Source organism: Cellulomonas avistercoris, from assembly GCF_014836445.1.
Lineage (GTDB): Bacteria > Actinomycetota > Actinomycetes > Actinomycetales > Cellulomonadaceae > Cellulomonas > Cellulomonas avistercoris.
On record NZ_JACSQV010000013.1, the window covers coordinates 111112 to 130149 of the forward strand.

The 19038-nt window shown below is 74.7% G+C and carries 15 protein-coding genes and 1 tRNA gene; 8 read left to right on the plus strand and 8 right to left on the minus strand.

Translation table 11 applies throughout. The features are described 5' to 3' along the window. Positions 1-31: 31 nt before the first annotated feature. From H9657_RS14835 to H9657_RS14865, 7 genes are all read right to left on the minus strand, one after another. Positions 32-157, minus strand: coding sequence for a molybdopterin oxidoreductase (locus tag H9657_RS14835; protein ID WP_191784189.1), 126 nt, complete (start codon positions 155-157; stop codon positions 32-34). 97 nt (positions 158-254) lie between these two features. Beyond that, positions 255-818: a hypothetical protein gene (locus tag H9657_RS14840; protein WP_191784190.1), complete on the minus strand. Its 564-nt coding sequence runs from the start codon at positions 816-818 to the stop codon at positions 255-257. A gap of 206 nt (positions 819-1024) precedes the next feature. Continuing rightward, entirely contained in the window at positions 1025-3790 is a 2766-nt protein-coding gene (adhE, locus tag H9657_RS14845; RefSeq protein ID WP_191784191.1) for a bifunctional acetaldehyde-CoA/alcohol dehydrogenase, read from the minus strand. Between the two features lie 197 nt (positions 3791-3987). Next, entirely contained in the window at positions 3988-5226 is a 1239-nt protein-coding gene (locus H9657_RS14850) for an SMI1/KNR4 family protein (protein ID WP_191784192.1), read from the minus strand. A 152-nt stretch (positions 5227-5378) separates the two neighbouring features. Then, positions 5379-5454: transfer RNA gene (locus H9657_RS14855), tRNA-Arg, on the minus strand. 63 nt (positions 5455-5517) lie between these two features. Beyond that, positions 5518-6171, minus strand: coding sequence for a FadR/GntR family transcriptional regulator (locus H9657_RS14860; RefSeq protein ID WP_191784193.1), 654 nt, complete (start codon positions 6169-6171; stop codon positions 5518-5520). 150 nt (positions 6172-6321) lie between these two features. Continuing rightward, the gene (locus H9657_RS14865; protein ID WP_191784194.1) at positions 6322-6939 is read right to left on the minus strand and encodes a 4'-phosphopantetheinyl transferase family protein; all 618 of its coding nucleotides are present in this window, start codon (positions 6937-6939) and stop codon (positions 6322-6324) included. A 71-nt stretch (positions 6940-7010) separates the two neighbouring features. Here H9657_RS14865 and argS point away from each other — a divergent pair, with 71 nt between their 5' ends. The 7 genes from argS (at position 7011) to H9657_RS14900 (ending at position 16650) form a co-directional block, all read left to right on the plus strand. After that, complete coding sequence (gene argS, locus H9657_RS14870; RefSeq protein ID WP_191784195.1) at positions 7011-8693, plus strand: arginine--tRNA ligase; 1683 nt, start codon at positions 7011-7013, stop codon at positions 8691-8693. After that, positions 8690-10069 (plus strand): diaminopimelate decarboxylase, encoded by a 1380-nt coding sequence (lysA, locus tag H9657_RS14875; RefSeq protein ID WP_191784196.1) that lies wholly within the window; start codon positions 8690-8692, stop codon positions 10067-10069. Before argS ends, lysA begins: the two co-directional genes overlap by 4 nt. Positions 10070-10231: 162 nt before the next feature. Continuing rightward, positions 10232-11320, plus strand: a complete 1089-nt coding sequence (locus tag H9657_RS14880) for a heme/hemin ABC transporter substrate-binding protein (RefSeq protein WP_318241530.1) — start codon at positions 10232-10234, stop codon at positions 11318-11320. Beyond that, positions 11317-12393, plus strand: a complete 1077-nt coding sequence (locus H9657_RS14885; RefSeq protein WP_191784197.1) for a FecCD family ABC transporter permease — start codon at positions 11317-11319, stop codon at positions 12391-12393. The genes H9657_RS14880 and H9657_RS14885 overlap by 4 nt, the downstream gene beginning before the upstream one ends. Beyond that, positions 12390-13217, plus strand: a complete 828-nt coding sequence (locus H9657_RS14890) for a heme ABC transporter ATP-binding protein (protein WP_191784198.1) — start codon at positions 12390-12392, stop codon at positions 13215-13217. Before H9657_RS14885 ends, H9657_RS14890 begins: the two co-directional genes overlap by 4 nt. Then, a complete protein-coding gene (locus tag H9657_RS14895) occupies positions 13214-14017 on the plus strand; it encodes a hypothetical protein (RefSeq protein ID WP_191784199.1) in 804 nt (267 codons plus the stop codon). The genes H9657_RS14890 and H9657_RS14895 overlap by 4 nt, the downstream gene beginning before the upstream one ends. 80 nt (positions 14018-14097) lie before the next feature. Further along, positions 14098-16650 carry an HtaA domain-containing protein gene (locus tag H9657_RS14900; RefSeq protein WP_191784200.1) on the plus strand — a complete coding sequence of 851 codons (2553 nt, stop codon included), beginning with the start codon at positions 14098-14100 and terminating at the stop codon, positions 16648-16650. A 113-nt stretch (positions 16651-16763) separates the two neighbouring features. Here the strand turns inward: H9657_RS14900 and H9657_RS14905 are convergent, their stop codons facing one another. Then, positions 16764-17438 (minus strand): biliverdin-producing heme oxygenase, encoded by a 675-nt coding sequence (locus tag H9657_RS14905; protein WP_191784201.1) that lies wholly within the window; start codon positions 17436-17438, stop codon positions 16764-16766. Positions 17439-17697: 259 nt separating this feature from the next. Here H9657_RS14905 and H9657_RS14910 point away from each other — a divergent pair, with 259 nt between their 5' ends. Next, the gene (locus H9657_RS14910) at positions 17698-19014 is read left to right on the plus strand and encodes a homoserine dehydrogenase (RefSeq protein ID WP_191784202.1); all 1317 of its coding nucleotides are present in this window, start codon (positions 17698-17700) and stop codon (positions 19012-19014) included. The last annotated feature ends 24 nt before the right edge of the window (positions 19015-19038 follow it).

Consider the following 19038-nt stretch of genomic DNA (forward strand, 5'->3'; position numbering starts at 1 on the left):
CGGCGGCGCGGCCGGTCCCGGGGTGGTGCGCTCAGAGCAGGCCGGCGGCGGCGAGCAGGCCGCTGACCACCAGGAGCGCGAGCGACGCCCATGCGGCGACGACCCACCACTCCGTGCGGTGGCGGCGCACCTCGCGGGTCTGCGTGCGAACGGTCATACCCTCAAGATCGGCAGGTGGAGGCCCTCGGACAACGTCCGTGCGGGCAAGTCGCGGATTTCACCCGACCCGCCCGCCGGACGCCTGCTGCCCGACGTCACTGCGTCGCGGCCTTGAGGTCCTCGCCCAGGGCCGCGAGCTGGCTGCCCAGGTCCTGCAGCGCACCGCCGGCCTCGGCGCCCGCGCCCGCGGTGACGGCGTCGAGCTCCGCGCGGGCCGCGTCGACCTTCGCCTGCGCGTCGGCCAGCGCCTGGGACGACGCCTCGGCACCGTCGGCCTTCGCCTCCTCGACGGCCAGCTCCGCCTGGTCCACGGCCGCCTGCGCCGAGGTCACCGCGGAGTCGGCCTGTGCGCGTGCGTCGTCACCGAGCCCGGCCACCTCGGACCGCGCGGCGTCGACACCGGCACGTGCCTCGTCGGCGTGGGTCTGGGCGTCGGCGAGCGCCTGCTGGATCTTGTCCCCGGCGGCGGTGATCTCGTCGGCCGCGCCCTGCGCGGCGTTCGACAGGCCGTCCGCGGCCTCCTGCACGTCGCCGTCGGTGCACGCGGTCAGGCCCAGCGCGAGGGCACCTGCTGCGAGCGCGTGGACGACGCGGAGCCCGTGGTGGGGCGTCACGGTGCGGGGCCGGGGACGACGGGTGGGGGAGCCGAGCGTGGCCACGGGGACCCTCCTTCGGTTCGGGAGCCCGGCCGGGGGGTGGCCGGGGGCGCCCAGTTTGCCCCGACCCGGCCTGCCGCGCGCGGTGGACGGCCGGGTACGAGCCCGGGCACGGCGACGCCCCCGCCCGGCAGTGCCGGTCGGGGGCGTCGGAGCGGTGACGGGGGGCCGCTGCCACGAGGTGGCGCGGCGGACCGTCGGGGAGTCGGTCAGGCCCCCGCCCGCTCGCGGCGGTTCCGGACGTCCTCCAGCGACGTGCCGTAGTAGGCCGCGGTCATGAGGTCCTTCATGTCGTCGATCATCGGCATGCGCGGGTTCGCCGGGGCGCACTGGTCCTCGTAGGAGCCCATCGCGACCTCGTCGAGCCGGCTCATGAACTCCTGCTCGTCGACGCCCTGCGCCTGGAAGGACGACGGGATGCCGACCTTGGCGCGCAGCGCCTCGACCGCCAGGGCGTAGGACTCGACGCCCTGCTCGGGGGTCGACGCCGGCAGGCCGAGCATCGCGGCGATCTGCTGGAACCGCTCGGGCGCGACGTACGACTCGTACTTCGGCCAGCTCGTGAGCTTGGTCGGGACGGTCCCGTTGTAGCGGATCACGTGCGGCAGCAGCGTGGCGTTCGTCCGGCCGTGCACCAGGTGGTACGTGGAGCCGATCGTGTGCGCCATCGCGTGCACGATGCCGAGGAACGCGTTGCCGAACGCCATGCCCGCGATCGTCCCCGCGTTGTGCATCTTCTCCCGCGCGTCCTGCGTGACCGGGTCGGTCGGGTCGCCGTTCACCGACTGCGCGAGGTTGTCGAAGATGAGCCGGATGGCCTGCAGCGCCATGCCGTCGGTGAAGTCGTTGGCGTACACGGCGACGAACGCCTCGGTCGCGTGCGTCAGGGCGTCGAAGCCGGAGTCCGCCGCCAGCGACCGCGGCATCTTGTGCGTGAGCACCGGGTCGATGATCGCGACGGTCGGCGTCAGCGCGTAGTCCGCGAGCGGGTACTTCTTGCCCGACTCGGGGTCGCTGATGACGGCGAAGGGGGTGACCTCCGCGCCGGTGCCCGACGTGGTGGGGATGCAGACGAGCTTGGCGAGGTCGCCCAGCACGGGGAACTTGAACGCGCGCTTGCGCACGTCGAAGAACTTCTGCTTGAGGTCGGAGAACACGATCTCGGGGTGCTCGTAGAGCAGCCACATGACCTTCGCGGCGTCCATGGGCGAGCCGCCGCCCAGCGCGATGATCGTGTCGGGCCGGAAGTGCCGCATGTTCGCGGCGCCCTTCTGGACCGTGCGCACGGACGGCTCGGGCTCGACCTCGTCGATGATCTGCACGGCGACGTTGTTGGAGCGCCGGCGCAGGACGTCGAGGACCTTGTCGACGAACCCGAGGTTCGTCATGGTGGTGTCCGTGACGATGGTGACGCGCTCGACGTCCGGCATGTCCGCCAGGTAGCGGATCGCGTTGGGCTCGAAGTACGTCTTGGCGGGGACCTTGAACCACTGCAAGTTGTTGTTCCTCCGGCCCACGCGCTTGACGTTGATCAGGTTCACGGCCGACACGTTGTTCGACACCGAGTTGTGGCCGTAGGAGCCGCAGCCGAGCGTGAGCGACGGGATGAACGCGTTGTAGATGTCACCGATGCCGCCGAGCGACGAGGGTGCGTTGCAGATGACCCGGATCGCCTTGACGCGCTTGCCGAACTCGACCGTGAGCGCCTCGTCCTGCGTGTGGATCGCGGCGGAGTGGCCCAGGCCGTCGAACTCGACCATCTGCTCCGCGAGGGAGATGCCCTCCTCGGTGGACGACGCGCGCAGCACCGCCAGCACAGGGCACAGCTTCTCGCGGGTCAGCGGTTCGGCGGGGCCGACCTCGGAGACCTCGGCGAGGATGATCGAGGTGTCGCGCGGAACGGTGAAGCCGGCCTGCTCGGCGATCCACACCGGGGACTTGCCGACGACGGCGGCGTTGAGCTTCGCGCCGCCGCAGTTCTCGCCACCGGCCTCGACACCGAAGATGAACTGCTCGAGCTTGGCCTTCTCCGCCGGGCTCACGCGGTAGGCGTGCAGCCGGGCGAACTCGGCCATCGCGGCGTCGTAGATCTCGTCGTCGAGGATCGCGGCCTGCTCGGAGGCGCAGATCACGCCGTTGTCGAAGGCCTTGCTCAGCACGATGTCGTTGATCGCCCGGGCGAGCTTGGCGCTCTTCTCGACGTACGCCGGGACGTTGCCGGCCCCGACGCCGAGGGCGGGCTTGCCGCACGAGTAGGCGGCCTTGACCATGGCGTTGCCACCGGTCGCCAGGATGGTCGCGACGCCCGGGTGGTTCATGAGCGCACCGGTCGCGGCGAGCGAAGGGGCCTCGACCCACTGGATGCAGTGCTCGGGGGCGCCCGCGGCGACGGCCGCGTCCCGCACGATCCGGGCTGCGGCGACCGAGGACCGCTGCGCGTTCGGGTGGAACGCGAAGATGATCGGGTTGCGGGTCTTGAGCGAGATCAGCGACTTGAAGATCGCGGTCGAGGTCGGGTTCGTCACCGGGGTGATGCCCGCGATGACGCCGACGGGCTCGGCGATCTCCGTGATGCCGTTGAGCTCGTCGACGTTGATGACGCCGACGGTCTTGAGGTTCGCCATCGAGTTGGTGACGTGCTCGCACGCGAAGATGTTCTTGACGGCCTTGTCCTCGAACACGCCGCGCCCGGTCTCCTCGACCGCGAGCTTGGCGAGCTGGCCGTGCTGGTCGAGCGCCGCGACGGCGCCCTTCTTGACGAAGCGGTCGACGTCCTCCTGGGTCATCGACGCGAACTCGGCGAGCGCCTTGGTGGCGTTCGCGACGAGCTCGTCGATGGCCTGCGCAACCGCGTCGACCTCGGTGACGCCGAGGGCCGAGCCGGCGGGCTGCGCTGCGGCGGTGGCCGAGGGTGCCTCGGCCGGCGCGGCGGCGGGAGCCTTCGCGCGGGTGCTCTTCTTGGTGGTCTCGGACACCTTCGACTCCCGGTGAGTGGTGAGAGGGGGACGGACGCCGGAGGGCTCGTCGCTGGTACCGACGTTAGGTCGGGGGGGTCCCAGAAAGGTGGGATGAAAGTCCCCGCGGTGTGAGCCGGGTCTCGCTGCGGCGCTCGGTGCACGGGTGCGACGGGACCTGGGTCCCGCCGGGTGCACCCGGTCGCGACCGGTGGGGTCTAGGCCAGCTCCGTCCCGGCGGCCGCGTCGCGCTGCGCGAGGATCTGCACCCACGCCTCGGCGGACGCGTGCATCGGCCCGTCCCCCGCCGCGATCTGCTCGAGGCGGCGGCGCCCTGCCTCGGCACCCAGGACCGCGAGCGCGTGGGCCGCGAGAAACTCGGTCAGGGGCTCGCCGTCGAGGTGCGGCCGGAGCACGTCGACGTGCCCGGCGTCGCCGTGGACCGCGAGCACCTGGATCGCGGCGTTCAGCTCGTCGCGTGTCGCGGTCGGTGCGCCGGGACGCAGCCGCTCGACCGCGAGCGTCGTGCCGCGCGGGTCGCCCAGCGCCGCGAGCTGCGTGACGCAGCCCCAGCCCGCCAGCACGTCGCGGGCACGGTCGCTGCCCGCGAGCAGGAGGGCCTGCGGGGCGCCCTGCGGCCGTACCCGGGCGAGCGCGTCGACGGCCTCGTCGGTCCCGATGCGACCGAGCGCGTGCACGGCGTGGCCGGCCCAGCTCGTCCGGTCGGCGAGCAGGCCGGCCAGGACGTCCACGGCGTCGGGGGCCGTGACGCGCGCGAGCCGTCGCACCGCCCGGTAGTCACGCCGCTCGGCGCGCTCGATCACCGCGAAGGTCTCGGCGAGGGTCGTGACCGGCTCGCGGACCTCCACCTCGTGCGCGAGGAACGACCGGAACGACACGAACACCTGCGACGTCTCCTTGGCGATGTGCCAGACCTGCCACTCCTGCTCGCCGTCGACCGGCACGAGGCACGTCGTGCCCGGCCGGTGGTCGACGGAGATGACCAGACCCGACGCGAACGGGGTCCACGGCCACGCCTCCTCGCCGTCGACGACCACGGGGTCCGGCTCGTCGTCGTCCTGCGCGCACAGCGACGCCATGAACGGGTCGACGTCCCGCAGCCACCTCAGGTCGCCGACGGGCAGGAGCACGACACCCACCACGTCGGACTCGGTGGGCGGCCGCTCGGGCCCGCCGTGCGGGTAGACGAGACGGACGCCGTTCATGTCGGCGTACGCGCCGTCGCTGAGCAGCAGGAACTCGCGGTACGACGGCGGGAGCCGCCGCCCGATCCTGCGCTCGGTGGCCGCGACCTGGTCCTCGGTCGCCGGCGGCCGCAGCACCGAGCCGGTGTCGCGCACCGCACGCGTCGGCCTGTCGCCCGGTCCGACGTCGGCCAGCAGGAGCTCGCTCCAGCGGGCGGCGAGATCGGCCATGGGCAGGTCGGACGTCGTCACGCGAGCATCGTGGCAGCGGGGCGTCCGGCTACGGCAGGGGGTCACCCGTCCGGACGCGGCTCCGCGCCGTCGGGCCTTCGCGACGCAGGTCGACATGCCGCCCGGGACGCCGCGAGCCGCCCTGCTCGGGAGAGCGGGACGGCTCGTGGTGGTGGTGCGCCCGAAAGGATTCGAACCTTCGACCTTCTGCTCCGGAGGCAGACGCTCTATCCGCTGAGCTACGGGCGCGCGGCGATCCCCGAGACTACCAGCCCTCCCGGGGCCTCTCCGCCCGCTTTCCGGTGCTGCGGCTCATGCGTCGTCGAGCAGGCCCGACAGGTAGTCGCTCGTCTCGGACGCGGCGCGGTCGGGGTCGCCCGCGACGATGGCCTCGATGAGCGAGTCGTGCGAGTCGTGCGCGTGCGCGTCGGTGACGAAGTTGAAGCGGATGTTGTCCCCGATGGCCTCGATGAGGTTGTCGTAGAGGGATCGCAGCACGGGGTTCGCCGAGGTACGGACGATCGCCCGGTGCAGCTCGAGGTCCGTCGAGACCATCTCGTCGAGGTCGCCGCCCGCGTAGGCGCGGGCTCGGGCGTCACGCTTGGCGAGCAGGTCGGAGGCGTCGGTCGCGGTGCGACGGCGCGCTGCCAGCCGGGCAGCCTCCATCTCCAGCGCCCGGCGCACGGACACGACGTCGCGCTGCCGTGCGTCGGCGATCTGCCGGCTCATGGTGACGGCGAGCTCGGAGGACGACAGGACGTAGGTGCCCGACCCCTGGCGCCGGACCAGCAGCCCCGCGTGCACGAGCGACTGCACCGCCTCGCGCACGGTGTTGCGCCCGACCCCCAGCAGCTCGACGAGCGACGGCTCGGGCGGGATGCGCGACCCCACGGGCCACTCCCCGGAGCTGATGCGGGACCGCAGCGACTCGACGGCGGTGTCGATCAGTCCGGTGCGTCGCACCATGGGCGGTGGCCTCCTCGTGGTCGGCGGCGCGGGACGCGGCCGAGACGGACGGCCGCGGTGCCACCGTCCCCGAGTCAACACGTCCGACGACCCGACGACCAGTCTGACGCCTGCAGCGCCCCCGGCGTGTCGCGCGCGAGCGTCCGCAGGTCAGCGCGGCAGCGCGAGCGCGGTGACGACCAGACCGCGCCCCGCCGCCCAGCGGCCGTGCAGCACGTCGACCCCCAGACCGGGGCGGTCCACGTGCGCGGTGAAGACGCCGTCACCGACCCCGATCCTCACGTCCTCGAAGCCGAGCCACGTGCCGACGGCCGGGGACCACACCTTGTAGACGGACTCCTTGGCGGAGAAGACGAGCCGCTCGGGCCACGTCCCGGCGGCGTGCGCGGCCCGCTCGTCGTGCGACATCACGAGGTCAGCCACGCCCGCGGGCAGGGCTGCGAGCGGCTCGGCGTCGATCCCGACGCCCACCCACGCGTCGGCGCGCGCGACCGCGGCCGCGCGGTAGCCGTCGCAGTGCGTCAGGGCGCCGACGACGCCCGCGGGCCACACCGGCGACCGGTCCGGGGCGCTCGGCACGGCCGGCCGGCCGGCCCCGAGCAGCTCCAGAGCGTCGCGCGCGCACGCCCGCACGGCGGCGTACTCGGCGCGTCGCGCGGGCACGGCCCGTGCGACCGCGGCGGCCTCGTCACCGAGCAGCGGGGCCGCGGCGGACGCCCCGAACGCCTCGACCCCGACGACGCCGGGCGGCAGGAGGTCGGCGAGCACGCCCCCAGTGTGTCGGCTCGACGGGCGAATCCTGTCGCAGGCGGCCCGCGCCGGTCGCCTACCCTGGGACCGTGACTCCCGACCAGCTCGCCGACGCACTGCGCGGCGCTCTCGTGCACGCCGTCGACGACGGCACGTTCGCCCTCGACCCGGCCGCGATCCCGGCCCGTGTGCACATCGAGCGACCCCGTCAGCGCGAGCACGGCGACTGGTCCACGAACGTCGCGCTGCAGCTCGCCAAGAAGGCCGGCGTGAACCCGCGCGCGTTCGCCGAGGAGCTCGCCCGCCGCCTGGGCGGCGTGCCGGGCATCGCCGCGGTCGAGATCGCGGGCCCGGGGTTCCTCAACATCCGCCTCGACGCGGCGGCGGCCGGCGAGCTCGCGCGCGGCATCGTCGAGCAGGGTGCGGCGTACGGCACCAACGACACCTTCGCGGGGCTCAAGGTCAACCTCGAGTTCGTCTCGGCCAACCCGACGGGGCCGCTGCACATCGGCGGCGTGCGCTGGGCCGCGGTCGGGGACGCGCTCGCGCGCGTGCTGACCGCGTCGGGCGCCGACGTGACGCGCGAGTACTACTTCAACGACCACGGCGCGCAGATCGACCGGTTCGCGCGGTCGCTGGTCGCCCGCGCGCGCGGCCAGGAGGCGCCGGAGGACGGGTACGGCGGGCAGTACATCGCCGAGATCGCCGACCGCGTCATCGCCGACGCGCTCGCGGCCGGTGAGCCCGACCCGCGCACGCTGCCCGACGACGAGGCGCGCGAGGCGTTCCGTGCACGTGGGGTCGAGCTGATGTTCGGCGAGATCAAGCAGTCGCTGCACGACTTCGGCGTGGACTTCGACGTCTACTTCCACGAGGACTCGCTGCACGAGTCGGGGGCCGTCGACCGGGCCGTCGCGCGCCTGCGCGAGAGCGGCCACATGTTCGAGGCGGACGGCGCGCTGTGGCTGCGCACCACCGACTTCGGCGACGACAAGGACCGCGTCGTCATCAAGTCGGACGGCGAGGCCGCCTACATCGCGGGTGACATCGCGTACTACCTCGACAAGCGCGAGCGCGGGTTCGACCGTGTCGTCATCATGCTGGGCTCGGACCACCACGGCTACGTCGGCCGCATGATGGCCGTCTGCGCGGCCTTCGGCGACACCCCGCACGTGCACCTCGAGCTGCTCATCGGCCAGCTCGTCAACCTCATGCGGAACGGCGAGCCCGTCCGGATGTCGAAGCGCGCCGGGACCGTCGTCACGATCGACGACCTCGTCGAGGCCGTCGGCGTGGACGCCGCGCGCTACGCGCTGTCGCGCTCGTCGTCCGACCAGCAGATCGACCTCGACCTCGACCTGCTGACCAAGGCGACCAACGAGAACCCCGTGTTCTACGTCCAGTACGCGCACGCCCGCACGGCGGCCGTCGCACGCAACGCCGCCGACGCGGGCGTGCGCCGCGAGGACGGGTTCGACGCCTCGCTGCTCGACCACGAGTCCGAGGCCAAGCTGCTCGGGCTGCTCGCGGACTTCCCCCGGGTCGTCGCGCAGGCGGCGGACCTGCGCGAGCCGCACCGCGTGGCCCGTTACGCCGAGGCCGTCGCCGGGGCGTACCACAAGTGGTACGACCAGAAGCTGCGCGTCGTGCCTTTCGGGGACGAGGCCGTCACCGACGCGCACCGCACGCGGCTGTGGCTCAACGACGCGACGCGCCAGGTGCTTGCGAACGCGCTGGGCCTGCTGGGGGTCGGCGCCCCGGAGCGGATGTGAGCGAGCCGCTCGGCCTGCCCTGGTCGACGGGCGTCGTGCGGGGTGCCGACGGTGCCGTGCGCGTCGCGGGCGTCGACGTGCGCGACCTGGCGGCCACGCACGCCACGCCCGCCTACGTGCTCGACGAGGCGGACCTGCGGGCCCGCGCCCGCGGCTACCGCGAGGCGTTCGAGGCCGCGTGCGCCGAGCTCGGCACGGGGGTCGACGTGTACTACGCGGGCAAGGCGCTGCTGACGCGCGCCGTCGCGCGCTGGGTGCACGACGAGGGCCTGCGCGTCGACACCGCGAGCGGCGGGGAGCTGGCGGTCGCGCTGGCGGCCGGAGTCCCGGGCGCGCACGTCGGCCTGCACGGCAACAACAAGTCGGACGACGAGCTGCGTGCCGCCCTCGACGCCGGGGTCGGGCGCATCATCGTCGACTCGCTGGTCGAGGTGGACCGCCTGGCCGCGCTCGTGCGCACGCACCGCGGTCCGGGCGGTGCGCCGGCCCCCGTCATGGTCCGCGTGACGACCGGCGTGCACGCCGGGGGGCACGAGTTCATCTCGACGGCGCACGAGGACCAGAAGTTCGGGCTCTCGCTCGCGTCCGGCCCCGACGGCGGCGACAGCCCGGCGCTCACCGGGCTGCTCCGCGTCCTGGACCACCCCGAGCTGCACCTGCTCGGGATCCACTCGCACATCGGCTCGCAGATCCTCGACGCCTCCGGGTTCGCGGTGGCCGCGCAGCGCGTGCTCGCGCTGCGCGCGGAGCTGCACGACCGCACGGGCGTCCTGGTCGACGAGGTCGACCTCGGCGGCGGGTACGGCATCGCCTACCTGCCCGGCGAGGTCCCGCTCGACCCGGACCGCATCGCCAAGGAGGTCGTGCAGGCCGTCGCCGACGCTGCGCGCGAGCTCGGCACACCGCTGCCGCGGCTGTCGATCGAGCCGGGGCGCGCGATCGTCGGGCCCGCGGGCCTGACCCTGTACACGGTCGGCACCGTCAAGCCCGTGCGGCTCGACGACGGTCGCGTCCGCACGTACGTGTCGGTCGACGGCGGCATGAGCGACAACATCCGTCCCGCGCTGTACGGCGCGCAGTACCACGCCGAGATCGTGTCGCGGCTGTCGGACGTCGAGCCGGTGCTCGCGCGGGTCGTCGGCAAGCACTGCGAGAGCGGCGACGTCGTCGTCCACGAGGTGCAGCTGCCGGGCGACGTCCGCGCGGGGGACCTGCTCGCCGTGGCCGCCACGGGCGCGTACGGGCGCTCCATGGCCTCGAACTACAACCTGCTGACGCGACCGCCCGTCGTCGCGGTGACGGCGGGGGAGGCGCGGGTGCTGGTGCGTCGCGAGACGGTGGACGACCTCCTGGCGCTCGACGTCTCCGCGACCTGAGCGGTCCGATCCGCACCGGTTCGCCCTGGTCACGGCCCCGTCGCCAGCAGGACGTGTGTCCTACTCCACTCCGTCCGCGCCTTGGTAGGTGAGCCTTACCTAGGTTAGGTTCGCCTGGCGGCGCCCTCGCGCCGCGTCCCCCGGACGAAGGCGGTGAACGGCGTGCGCGCGCGTGCGACCCTGCTCGCGACCATGGCGACGCTGCTCGTCGTGCTGACGACGGCCTGCTCCGGCCCCGGCGACGCCGTCGCCGCCGAGGCGGACGGCGGCCGACGCCTCGCCGACGTCACGCCGGTGGACGACCCGAGGGTCGCGACCGGCCCCGCCACCGCGGTCGTGGCCGACGCCTCCGTCCGGCCCGTCACCGACGACCCCGACCCGCGGCTGCCCGTGACCGTGACCGACGCGCAGGGCACCGAGGTCACCGTCGACGACGTCTCGCGCATCCTCGCGCTCGACGTCTACGGCACCCTCGCCCGCACCGTCTTCGAGCTCGGGCTCGGCGACCGCGTCGTCGGTCGCGACCTGTCGTCCGGCTTCGCGGAGGTCGCCGACCGACCGCTCGTCACGGCGGGTGGCCACGACCTGTCCGCCGAGGCGATCCTCGACCTCGCGCCGACCGTCATCGTCACCGACACCACGCTCGGCCCCTGGGACGTCGTGCTGCAGGTGCGCGAGGCCGGGATCCCGGTGGTCGTCGTCGACTCGCACCGCGACGTGAACGGTGCGCCCGACCTCGTGCGGCAGGTCGCCGCCGGCCTCGGCGTCGGCGCCGCGGGCGAGGAGCTCGCGCAGCGCACGCAGGCCGAGATCGAGGCGAAGGTCGCGCAGATCGCGCAGGTCGCGCCCGCCGACCCGGCCGACCGGTTGCGGATCGTCTTCCTCTACGTGCGCGGCCAGGCGGGGATCTACTACATGTTCGGCGAGGGGTCGGGCTCCGGTGCGCTCATCGAGGCGCTCGGTGGCGTCGACGTCGCGCACGAGATCGGCTGGCGCGGCATGCGCCCCGTCAACGACGAGGGGCTGGTCGCGGCGTCTCCCGACGTCATCCTCATGATGACGGACGGCCTGACCTCCGTCGGTGGCGTCGACGGCCTGCTCGACCGCCTGCCCGCGATCGCCAGCACGCCCGCGGGCGAGCGCCGGCGGATCGTCGACATGGAGGGTTCGCAGGTCCTCAGCTTCGGTCCGACCACGGCCGACGTGCTCGACGCCCTCGCGGTCGCGCTGTACGCGCCGGGGCAGCCGTGAGCGCGCCCGCCGGCGCCGTCGCTGCGCCGCAGCGGGGCACGGCCTGGCGCCGCAGCGCGCTGTTCGTCGGGCTGGCCGTGGCGCTCGTGGTCCTCGCGGTCGTCGCCGCGGGGACGGGCCAGCTGCGCGTGCCACCGGCCGAGGTGCTCGGCTCGGTGCTGCACCGCCTCGGCCTGGACGTCGGGCCCCTGCCCGCGCACCAGCACGGCGAGCAGGCGCTGTGGACGATCCGCTTCCCGCGCGTCGTCATGGCGATGCTGGTGGGCGCGGCGCTGGCCACCGGCGGTGCCGTGCTGCAGGGCGTCTTCGGCAACCCGCTCGCCGACCCGGGCATCGTCGGGGTGTCCTCCGGTGCCGCCGTCGGCGCGTGCCTCGTCATCGTGACCGGCTGGACGTTCGCCGGGCCGTGGACGGTCGCGCTGCTCGCGTTCGTCGGCGGGCTGGCGGCCACGCTGCTGGTGTACCTGACCGCACGCGGCGGAGGGCGTACCGAGGTCGTGACGCTCGTGCTCACGGGTGTCGCCGTCAACGCCGTCGGCGGTGCCGCGGTCGCGTTCCTGACCTTCCTGGGTGACACGCAGGCGCGCGAGCAGATCGTCTTCTGGCAGCTCGGGAGCCTCAACGGCACGCGCTGGGTGTACGTCGCCGTCGTCGCGCCCCTCGTCCTCGTCGGGCTGGTCGCCGCCGTCCTCATGAGCCACCGCCTCGACCTGCTCGCGCTCGGCGAGCGGCCGGCGCGGCACCTCGGCGTCGACGTCGAGCGGCTGCGCGTCGGGGCCGTCGTCGTGGTCGCGGTCCTCACGGCCGCCGCGGTGGCGTTCTGCGGCGTCATCGGGTTCGTCGGGCTCGTCGTCCCGCACCTCGTCCGCATGCTGGTGGGGCCGTCGCACGCCGTGCTCGTGCCGGCCTCGGCCCTCGGGGGAGCGGTGCTGCTCGTCGGCGCGGACCTCGTGGCGCGCACCGCCGTCCCCTACGCCGACCTGCCCATCGGGATGCTGACGGCGCTCGTCGGCGGGCCGTTCTTCTTCTGGCTGATCCGCCGCACCCGCCGCTCGGCCGGAGGGTGGGCATGAGCGTCCTGCGGGCCGAGGGCGTCCGCGTCGCGTACGGCGCCCACACGGTCCTCGACGGCGTCGACCTCGAGGTCGCCGCCGGTGAGGTCGTCGCGCTCGTCGGGCCGAACGGGGCCGGCAAGTCGACGCTGCTGTCGGTGCTCGGCGGCGACCCGCGTCCCGACGCGGGGCGCGTCCTGCTCGACGGCGTCGAGCTGCAGGCGCAGGACCTGCGGCGGCTGGCCCGGCGGCGGGCGGTCATGCTGCAGGAGACGCGGCTGTCCTTCCCGTTCCGGGTCGAGGAGGTCGTGCACATGGGGCGGCACCCGTGGCGCGGCACGCCGCAGGAGGACGGTGACGACGCCGTGGTCGCGGCGGCCATGTCGGACGCGGACGTCGTCCACCTGGCGGCCCGCACGTTCCCCACGCTGTCCGGCGGCGAGAAGGCCCGCACGTCGTTCGCCCGCACCCTCGCCCAGCAGGCGCCCGTGCTGCTGCTCGACGAGCCCACGGCCGCGCTGGACGTGCGTCACCAGGAGGCGCTGCTCGCGCGCGTGCGGCAGGCCGCGCGGGAGGGCGCCGCCGTCGTCGTCGTGCTGCACGACCTCACGCTCGCCGCGGCGTGGGCCGACCGCGTCGTCGTGCTCGCCGACGGGCGCGTCCGGGCCGACGGCGCACCGGCCGACGTCCTGACGTCGGACCTGCTCTCGGCGGTCTACCAGCACCCGGTCGACGTGTGGCACCGGCCGTCGGGCGTGCCCGGCGCGCCCGCCGAGATCGTCGTCCTGCCCGTGCGCGCGCCCCGCGACGCCGCGCCCCCCGCCCCCACCCAGGAGACCCCATGACCCCCGTCCTGCGTCGGCCGGCCCTGACCGCCGCCGTCCTCGCGTCCGCCGCTCTCGTCGCGACGGTCCCGCCCGCGTCGGCCGCGCCCTCGACGGCGTCCGTGACCGTCGACCGCGTCGACGGCCTGCCTGCGGGCGAGCCGACGTCCCTGCAGGTCACCGGGTCCGGGTTCCAGGTCGTGACCGGAGGCTTCGGCGGCCTGTACGTGCTGTTCGGGTGGGTCGACGACCCCGCGGGCGGCACGTGGCGGCCCAGCCAGGGCGGTGCGACGGGTACGGACCTGCGCTACGCCGTGGACGAGGCGGCGCGCGACAACGCGGGCTACCAGGTCTTCGTCGCGTTCCCCGGGTCGCAGACGGCGGTCGAGGCGAACGGCGGCACCTTCGGCGAGGACGGGTCGTTCAGCGCCACCGTCACCGTGCCAGGTGCCCGGTTCGCGGCACTGGACGCCGCGGGCGGCACGAGCGAGATCGACTGCCTGCAGGTCACGTGCGGCGTCCTGACGATCGGCGCGCACGGCGTCGAGAACGCCACCAACGAGACGTTCACCCCCGTGACCTTCGCGTCCGACGACGCGCCCGCGACGCCGACGACCGAGCCGTCCGCGACCGAGCCGTCCGACCCCGCGCCGAGCCCGACCGCCGAACCGACGGTCGCGGCCGCGGTGGGGGACGCGGTGGACGACGCGGACGCGGGCGGCTCCGCCCTCCTGCCGGCACTCGCCGGCGGCGCCGCGGTGCTCGCCGCGGCCGCCGGTGCCGTGTGGTGGCGTGCGCGACGTCGCGGCTCCGCCGCGTGACCCCCCCGACCTCCCTGACGCCGGCCCGGCCACGCGCCACCGGCACCCGCTCGCACGTCCGTCCCCGAGAGAGGAACACGATGTACCCACGAAGGACGGTCCGCGCCGCGCGCGCGGTCACCGGGGCGCTCACCGCGCTCGTCCTGGGCGCCGGAGGCCTCGCGGCCGCCGCGCCCGCGTCGGCCGAGCCGGCGCCCGCCCCGGCGCCTGCGGTGCAGGTGTCGCGCACGGAGCTGCCGGTCGGGGGCGTGACGGCGGTGACGGTCGAGGGCACGGGCTTCCTGCCGTCGCTGGCGACCGGTGCGCGTCCGCCGCTGGCGGGTCGTGCGGCCGGTGCGTACGTGGTGTTCGGTGCGTTCCCCGAGGTGTGGCAGCCGTCGGTGGGTGCGTCGTCGAGCGCGCGGAAGGCCGCGGCGACGAGCTGGGCGGTCCCGGCGGACTCGATGGCGACGATCGGTGGTGCGTCCGCGGGTGCGATCGAGCTGCGGGAGGACGGGTCGTTCACCGCGACGTTGCAGGTCGACAAGGCGGAGCTGGACGCGAAGTCGCCGGTGGCCGGTGCGCGGTACGGGATCTACACGTACGCGGGTTCGGGTGCGGCGGTGGCGGCGTACGAGACGTTCACGCCGCTGACGTTCGTCGAGCCGACGCCCGAGCCCACGCCGACGCCCACTCCGACGCCGACCTCCGAGCCGACGCCGACCCCGGCGCCCGCCCCGGCGCCTGCGGTGCAGGTGTCGCGCACGGAGCTGCCGGTCGGGGGCGTGACGGCGGTGACGGTCGAGGGCACGGGCTTCCTGCCGTCGCTGGCGACCGGTGCGCGTCCGCCGCTGGCGGGTCGTGCGGCCGGTGCGTACGTGGTGTTCGGTGCGTTCCCCGAGGTGTGGCAGCCGTCGGTGGGTGCGTCGTCGAGCGCGCGGAAGGCCGCGGCGACGAGCTGGGCGGTCCCGGCGGACTCGATGGCGACGATCGGTGGTGCGTCCGCGGGTGCGATCGAGCTGCGGGAGGACGGGTCGTTCACCGCGACGTTGCAGGTCGACAAGGCGGAGCTGGACGCGAAGTCGCCGGTGGCCGGTGCGCGGTACGGGATCTACACGTACGCGGGTTCGGGTGCGGCGGTGGCGGCGTACGAGACGTTCACGCCGCTGACGTTCGTCGAGCCGACGCCCGAGCCCACGCCGACGCCGACGCCGACGCCGGAGCCCACGCCGACGCCGACGCCGGAGCCCACGCCGACGCCGACCCCCACCCCGACCCCGGAGCAGCCGGTCGGCCCGGCCGTGACGGTCGACCGCGTCCTGCGGACCGACGGCTCGCTCGACCTGACCGTGCGCGGCACGGGCTTCGGCGCGGGCGTCGCGGCGAACGGCCTGTACGTCGCGGTCGGCCCCCGGCTGGGTGACGCGTGGTACCTCGACGCCTCGACGTTCCAGGCCGCGACGTGGGTGAACCCGCGCGTGACGACCGCCGTGGGCGACATGGCACCGCTCGCCGCGGACGGCACCTTCACGGTCCGGTTCACGGGCGTCCGCCCGACCTACGTCAGCAACGGCGTCACGTACGACCACGCCACCACGCCGTTCCACGTCGTCACGATGGCGGCGCACGGGTCGAGCGACCGGTCGCTGGACACGAGCACGCCGCTGTCGTTCGACGGCGTGCCGCAGCTGCCCGCCACGCCGCCGGCACCCGCACCGGCTCCGGCCGCGCCCGCGCCGCTGGTCGTGGAGGGCCTGACGTCCGGTGCCGTCGTCGCGGGAGGTGAGCTGAGCCTCACGGCCGGTGGCTTCCGCCCGGGCGAGAAGGGCATCCGGCTGGAGCTGCACTCCACGCCCGTCGTGCTCGCGCGCGGGCTGACCGCGGACGCCTCCGGCGTCGTGACCGCGCAGTTCACCGTTCCCGCGTCGACCCCCGCCGGGCGGCACACGCTCGTGCTCGTCGGCGCGGACCAGACGCTGCGGCAGGCGATCACGGTCACGGCCGCGCAGCCCCGGTGCGTCGCGCGCTCGGTCAGCGGTGCCAGCCTGACGTGGGGCGTGCGGGACAGCTTCCGCACGTACGTCGCCGGCCCGGTGGCGCGCGGCACGATCACGCCGTCCGGCGTGTCCGGGACGGGGCCGTGGACGTGGTCCGGCGGCAGCGGTCGCTTCAACCCCGACGGCCCGGCGGGCGCTGCCGCGTGGTCCGGACGCGTCGCGTTCTCGGGTCACAACGGCACGCTGGCCCTGACGATCGCCGACCCGCGGGTGCAGGTCACCAGTGCCACGTCGGCCGTGCTCACCGCCACCGTCACGAACGCCGACGGCACGTCGCGCGTGACCCTCGCGACGCTCGCGCTGTCCGCGGGGCAGCGGACCGTGGGCGACGGCCGGGTGGCGTACAGCGGCGTCCCGGCGACGCTCACGGCCGCCGGTGCGACGGGCTTCGCGGGCTTCTACACGGCCGGCGAGGCGCTCGACCCGGTGTCGTTCACGCTGCCGCTCGGCGGGCAGGTGGAGTGCGACGCGAGCACGGGGCTCGCGACGACCGGTGCCGACGCGCTGTCGGGCGTCGGCGCGTCGGTGGCGTTCGTGCTGCTCGGGGCTCTCATGGTCGGCGTCGCACGCCGGCGCCGGGGGACCACGACCGCCTGACGTCAGGACGACGGACGGGGGTGGCGCCGCTCGGTGCCGCCCCCGTCCGTCGTTCCCCGCAGACGCGAGGACCCCGGCGCGTCGAGCGCGCCGGGGTCCTGCGGGCATCGGGGTCAGGCGACGTGCACGGCCGCGAGGTCCACGAACAGGGCACGGTTGAGCCGGAAGGCGACGCGGGCCTCCTCGACCACCTCGTCGCGCTGCGCGGGCGTCAGGTCGAGCGCGTCGAGCCGGTCGCGGTACACGTCCTTGAACGGCTTGAGCTTGTGGATCTGCGGGAAGTCGTAGAAGGACACTCCCGCGCCGCTCAGCCCGTGGTGGCGCTCGATCATGCGCTTGAGGATCTGCCCGCCGGACAGGTCGCCGAGGTACCGGGTGTAGGCGTGGGCGGCGTAGCGGGGCAGGTCGTCGCCGACGGCCTCGAGGCGCGCGACGTAGTCGGTCGTCGCGGGCAGCGGGCGCACCTGCGTGCGCCAGTCGTCACCGAGCAGGTGGGTGAGGTCCGCCTCGATGGCCGGCACGCGCACGAGCTCGGGGAACACCAGGCCGGCGTCGGCGCCGGCGGCGACCAGTCGGTCGCCGGCCGCCTCGAGCGCGCTGTACACGGCGTGCTGCTGGGCCGCGAGGTCGACGTACCCCGCGAGCGGCAGGGTGCCGCCGACGAGGTGCTCGACGAACGCCGAGCGCTCGGCGTCCTCGTGGTCCTGCCGGGTCCCGGCGCGCAGCGCGGCCGAGAGCGTCGCGTCCGGCGCGGGCTCGAGGACCTGGTCGGGGGTCGTGGCGGTCATGAGGGTGGCTCCCGTGGGTGCTGCGCGCGGCGGCGACATGTGTTGCTGACAGTTCGTCAGGACACCACCGTAGATCAGGTGAGCCTCGCCTAACAAGACCGTGCGTCCAGGACGACTCCGCCCGTAGCCCGGACGGCCGCGACGTCCGGCTCCCCGTCCGCCCTATCCTGGGCGGCGACCCAGGCGCCGCCCCGCGGCACCCGGCCCGACGACCCACCCCCGGCGGCACCGTCGACCGCCCTGCTCGGAAGGCACCTGCGTGGCCCTCAGCCCCGGCACCCACCCGCCCCTGCGTGTCGCCGTCCTCGGCTGCGGCGTCGTCGGCACGGAGGTCGTGCGCCGGCTGGTCACCGAGGGCGACGAGCTCGCCGCACGCGCCGGCGCCCGCCTCGAGCTGGTCGGCGTCGCCGTCCGCTCGCTCGACGCCGAGCGCGACCCGGTCGTCGACCGCTCCCTGCTCACGACGGACGCCGAGTCGCTCGTCGAGAAGGCCGACGTCGTCGTCGAGCTCATGGGCGGCATCGAGCCCGCGCGCACGCTCGTGCTGCGCGCCGTCGAGCACGGCGCGTCCGTCGTCACCGCCAACAAGGCGCTCCTCGCCCAGGACGGCCCCGCCCTGTACGACGCGGCCGACGCGGCCGGCGTCGACCTGTACTTCGAGGCGGCCGTCGCGGGCGCCATCCCGATCGTGCGTCCGGTGCGCGAGTCGCTGGCCGGCGACACCGTCCTGCGCGTGGTCGGCATCGTCAACGGCACGACCAACTACGTGCTCGACTCGATGAGCACCGCGGGCCTCGGGCTCGAGCAGGCCGTCAAGGAGGCCCAGGCCCTGGGCTACGCCGAGGCGGACCCGACCGCCGACGTCGAGGGCTACGACGCCGCCGCCAAGGCGGCGATCCTCGCGTCGCTCGCGTTCCACACGCGCGTCGCGCTCGGGGACGTCGACCGCGTCGGCATCACCGCGCTCACGGCCGACGACGTCACGTGGGCCGAGCGCACCGGCCACGTGCTCAAGCTGCTCGCGGTCGCGGAGCGGGCACGCACCGCGGAGGGCCGCGACGGCGTGCTCGTGCGCGTGCAGCCCACGCTCGTGCCGTCCGACCACCCGCTCGCCGGCGTGCGCCAGGCGTTCAACGCCGTGTTCGTCGAGGCCGAGGCCGCGGGCGAGCTCATGTTCTACGGCCGCGGCGCCGGCGGCGCCCCCACGGCGTCGGCGGTCCTCGGCGACCTCGTCTCCGTGGTCCGGCACCGCGTGCTCGGCGGCAAGGGCCCGGTGGAGTCGTCGCACGCGGACCTGCCGGTGCTCGACGGCGGCGAGGCGCGCTCGCGCTACCAGGTGCGCCTCGAGGTCGACGACCGGCCGGGCGTGCTCGCGCGCGTCGCGTCCGAGCTCGCGGCGCAGGACGTGTCGATCGAGTCGGTGCGCCAGACGCTGCAGACCTCGGGCGACGACGCCTCCGCGACCCTCGTCATCACCACGCACACGGCCCCGGACCGTGCGCTGCGCGCGACGGTCGAGGCGGTCTCCGTGCTCGACGTCGTGCGACGCGTCGTGTCCGTGCTGCCGGTGCTCTGAAGCCCACCCCCAGAGCGAGGAGCT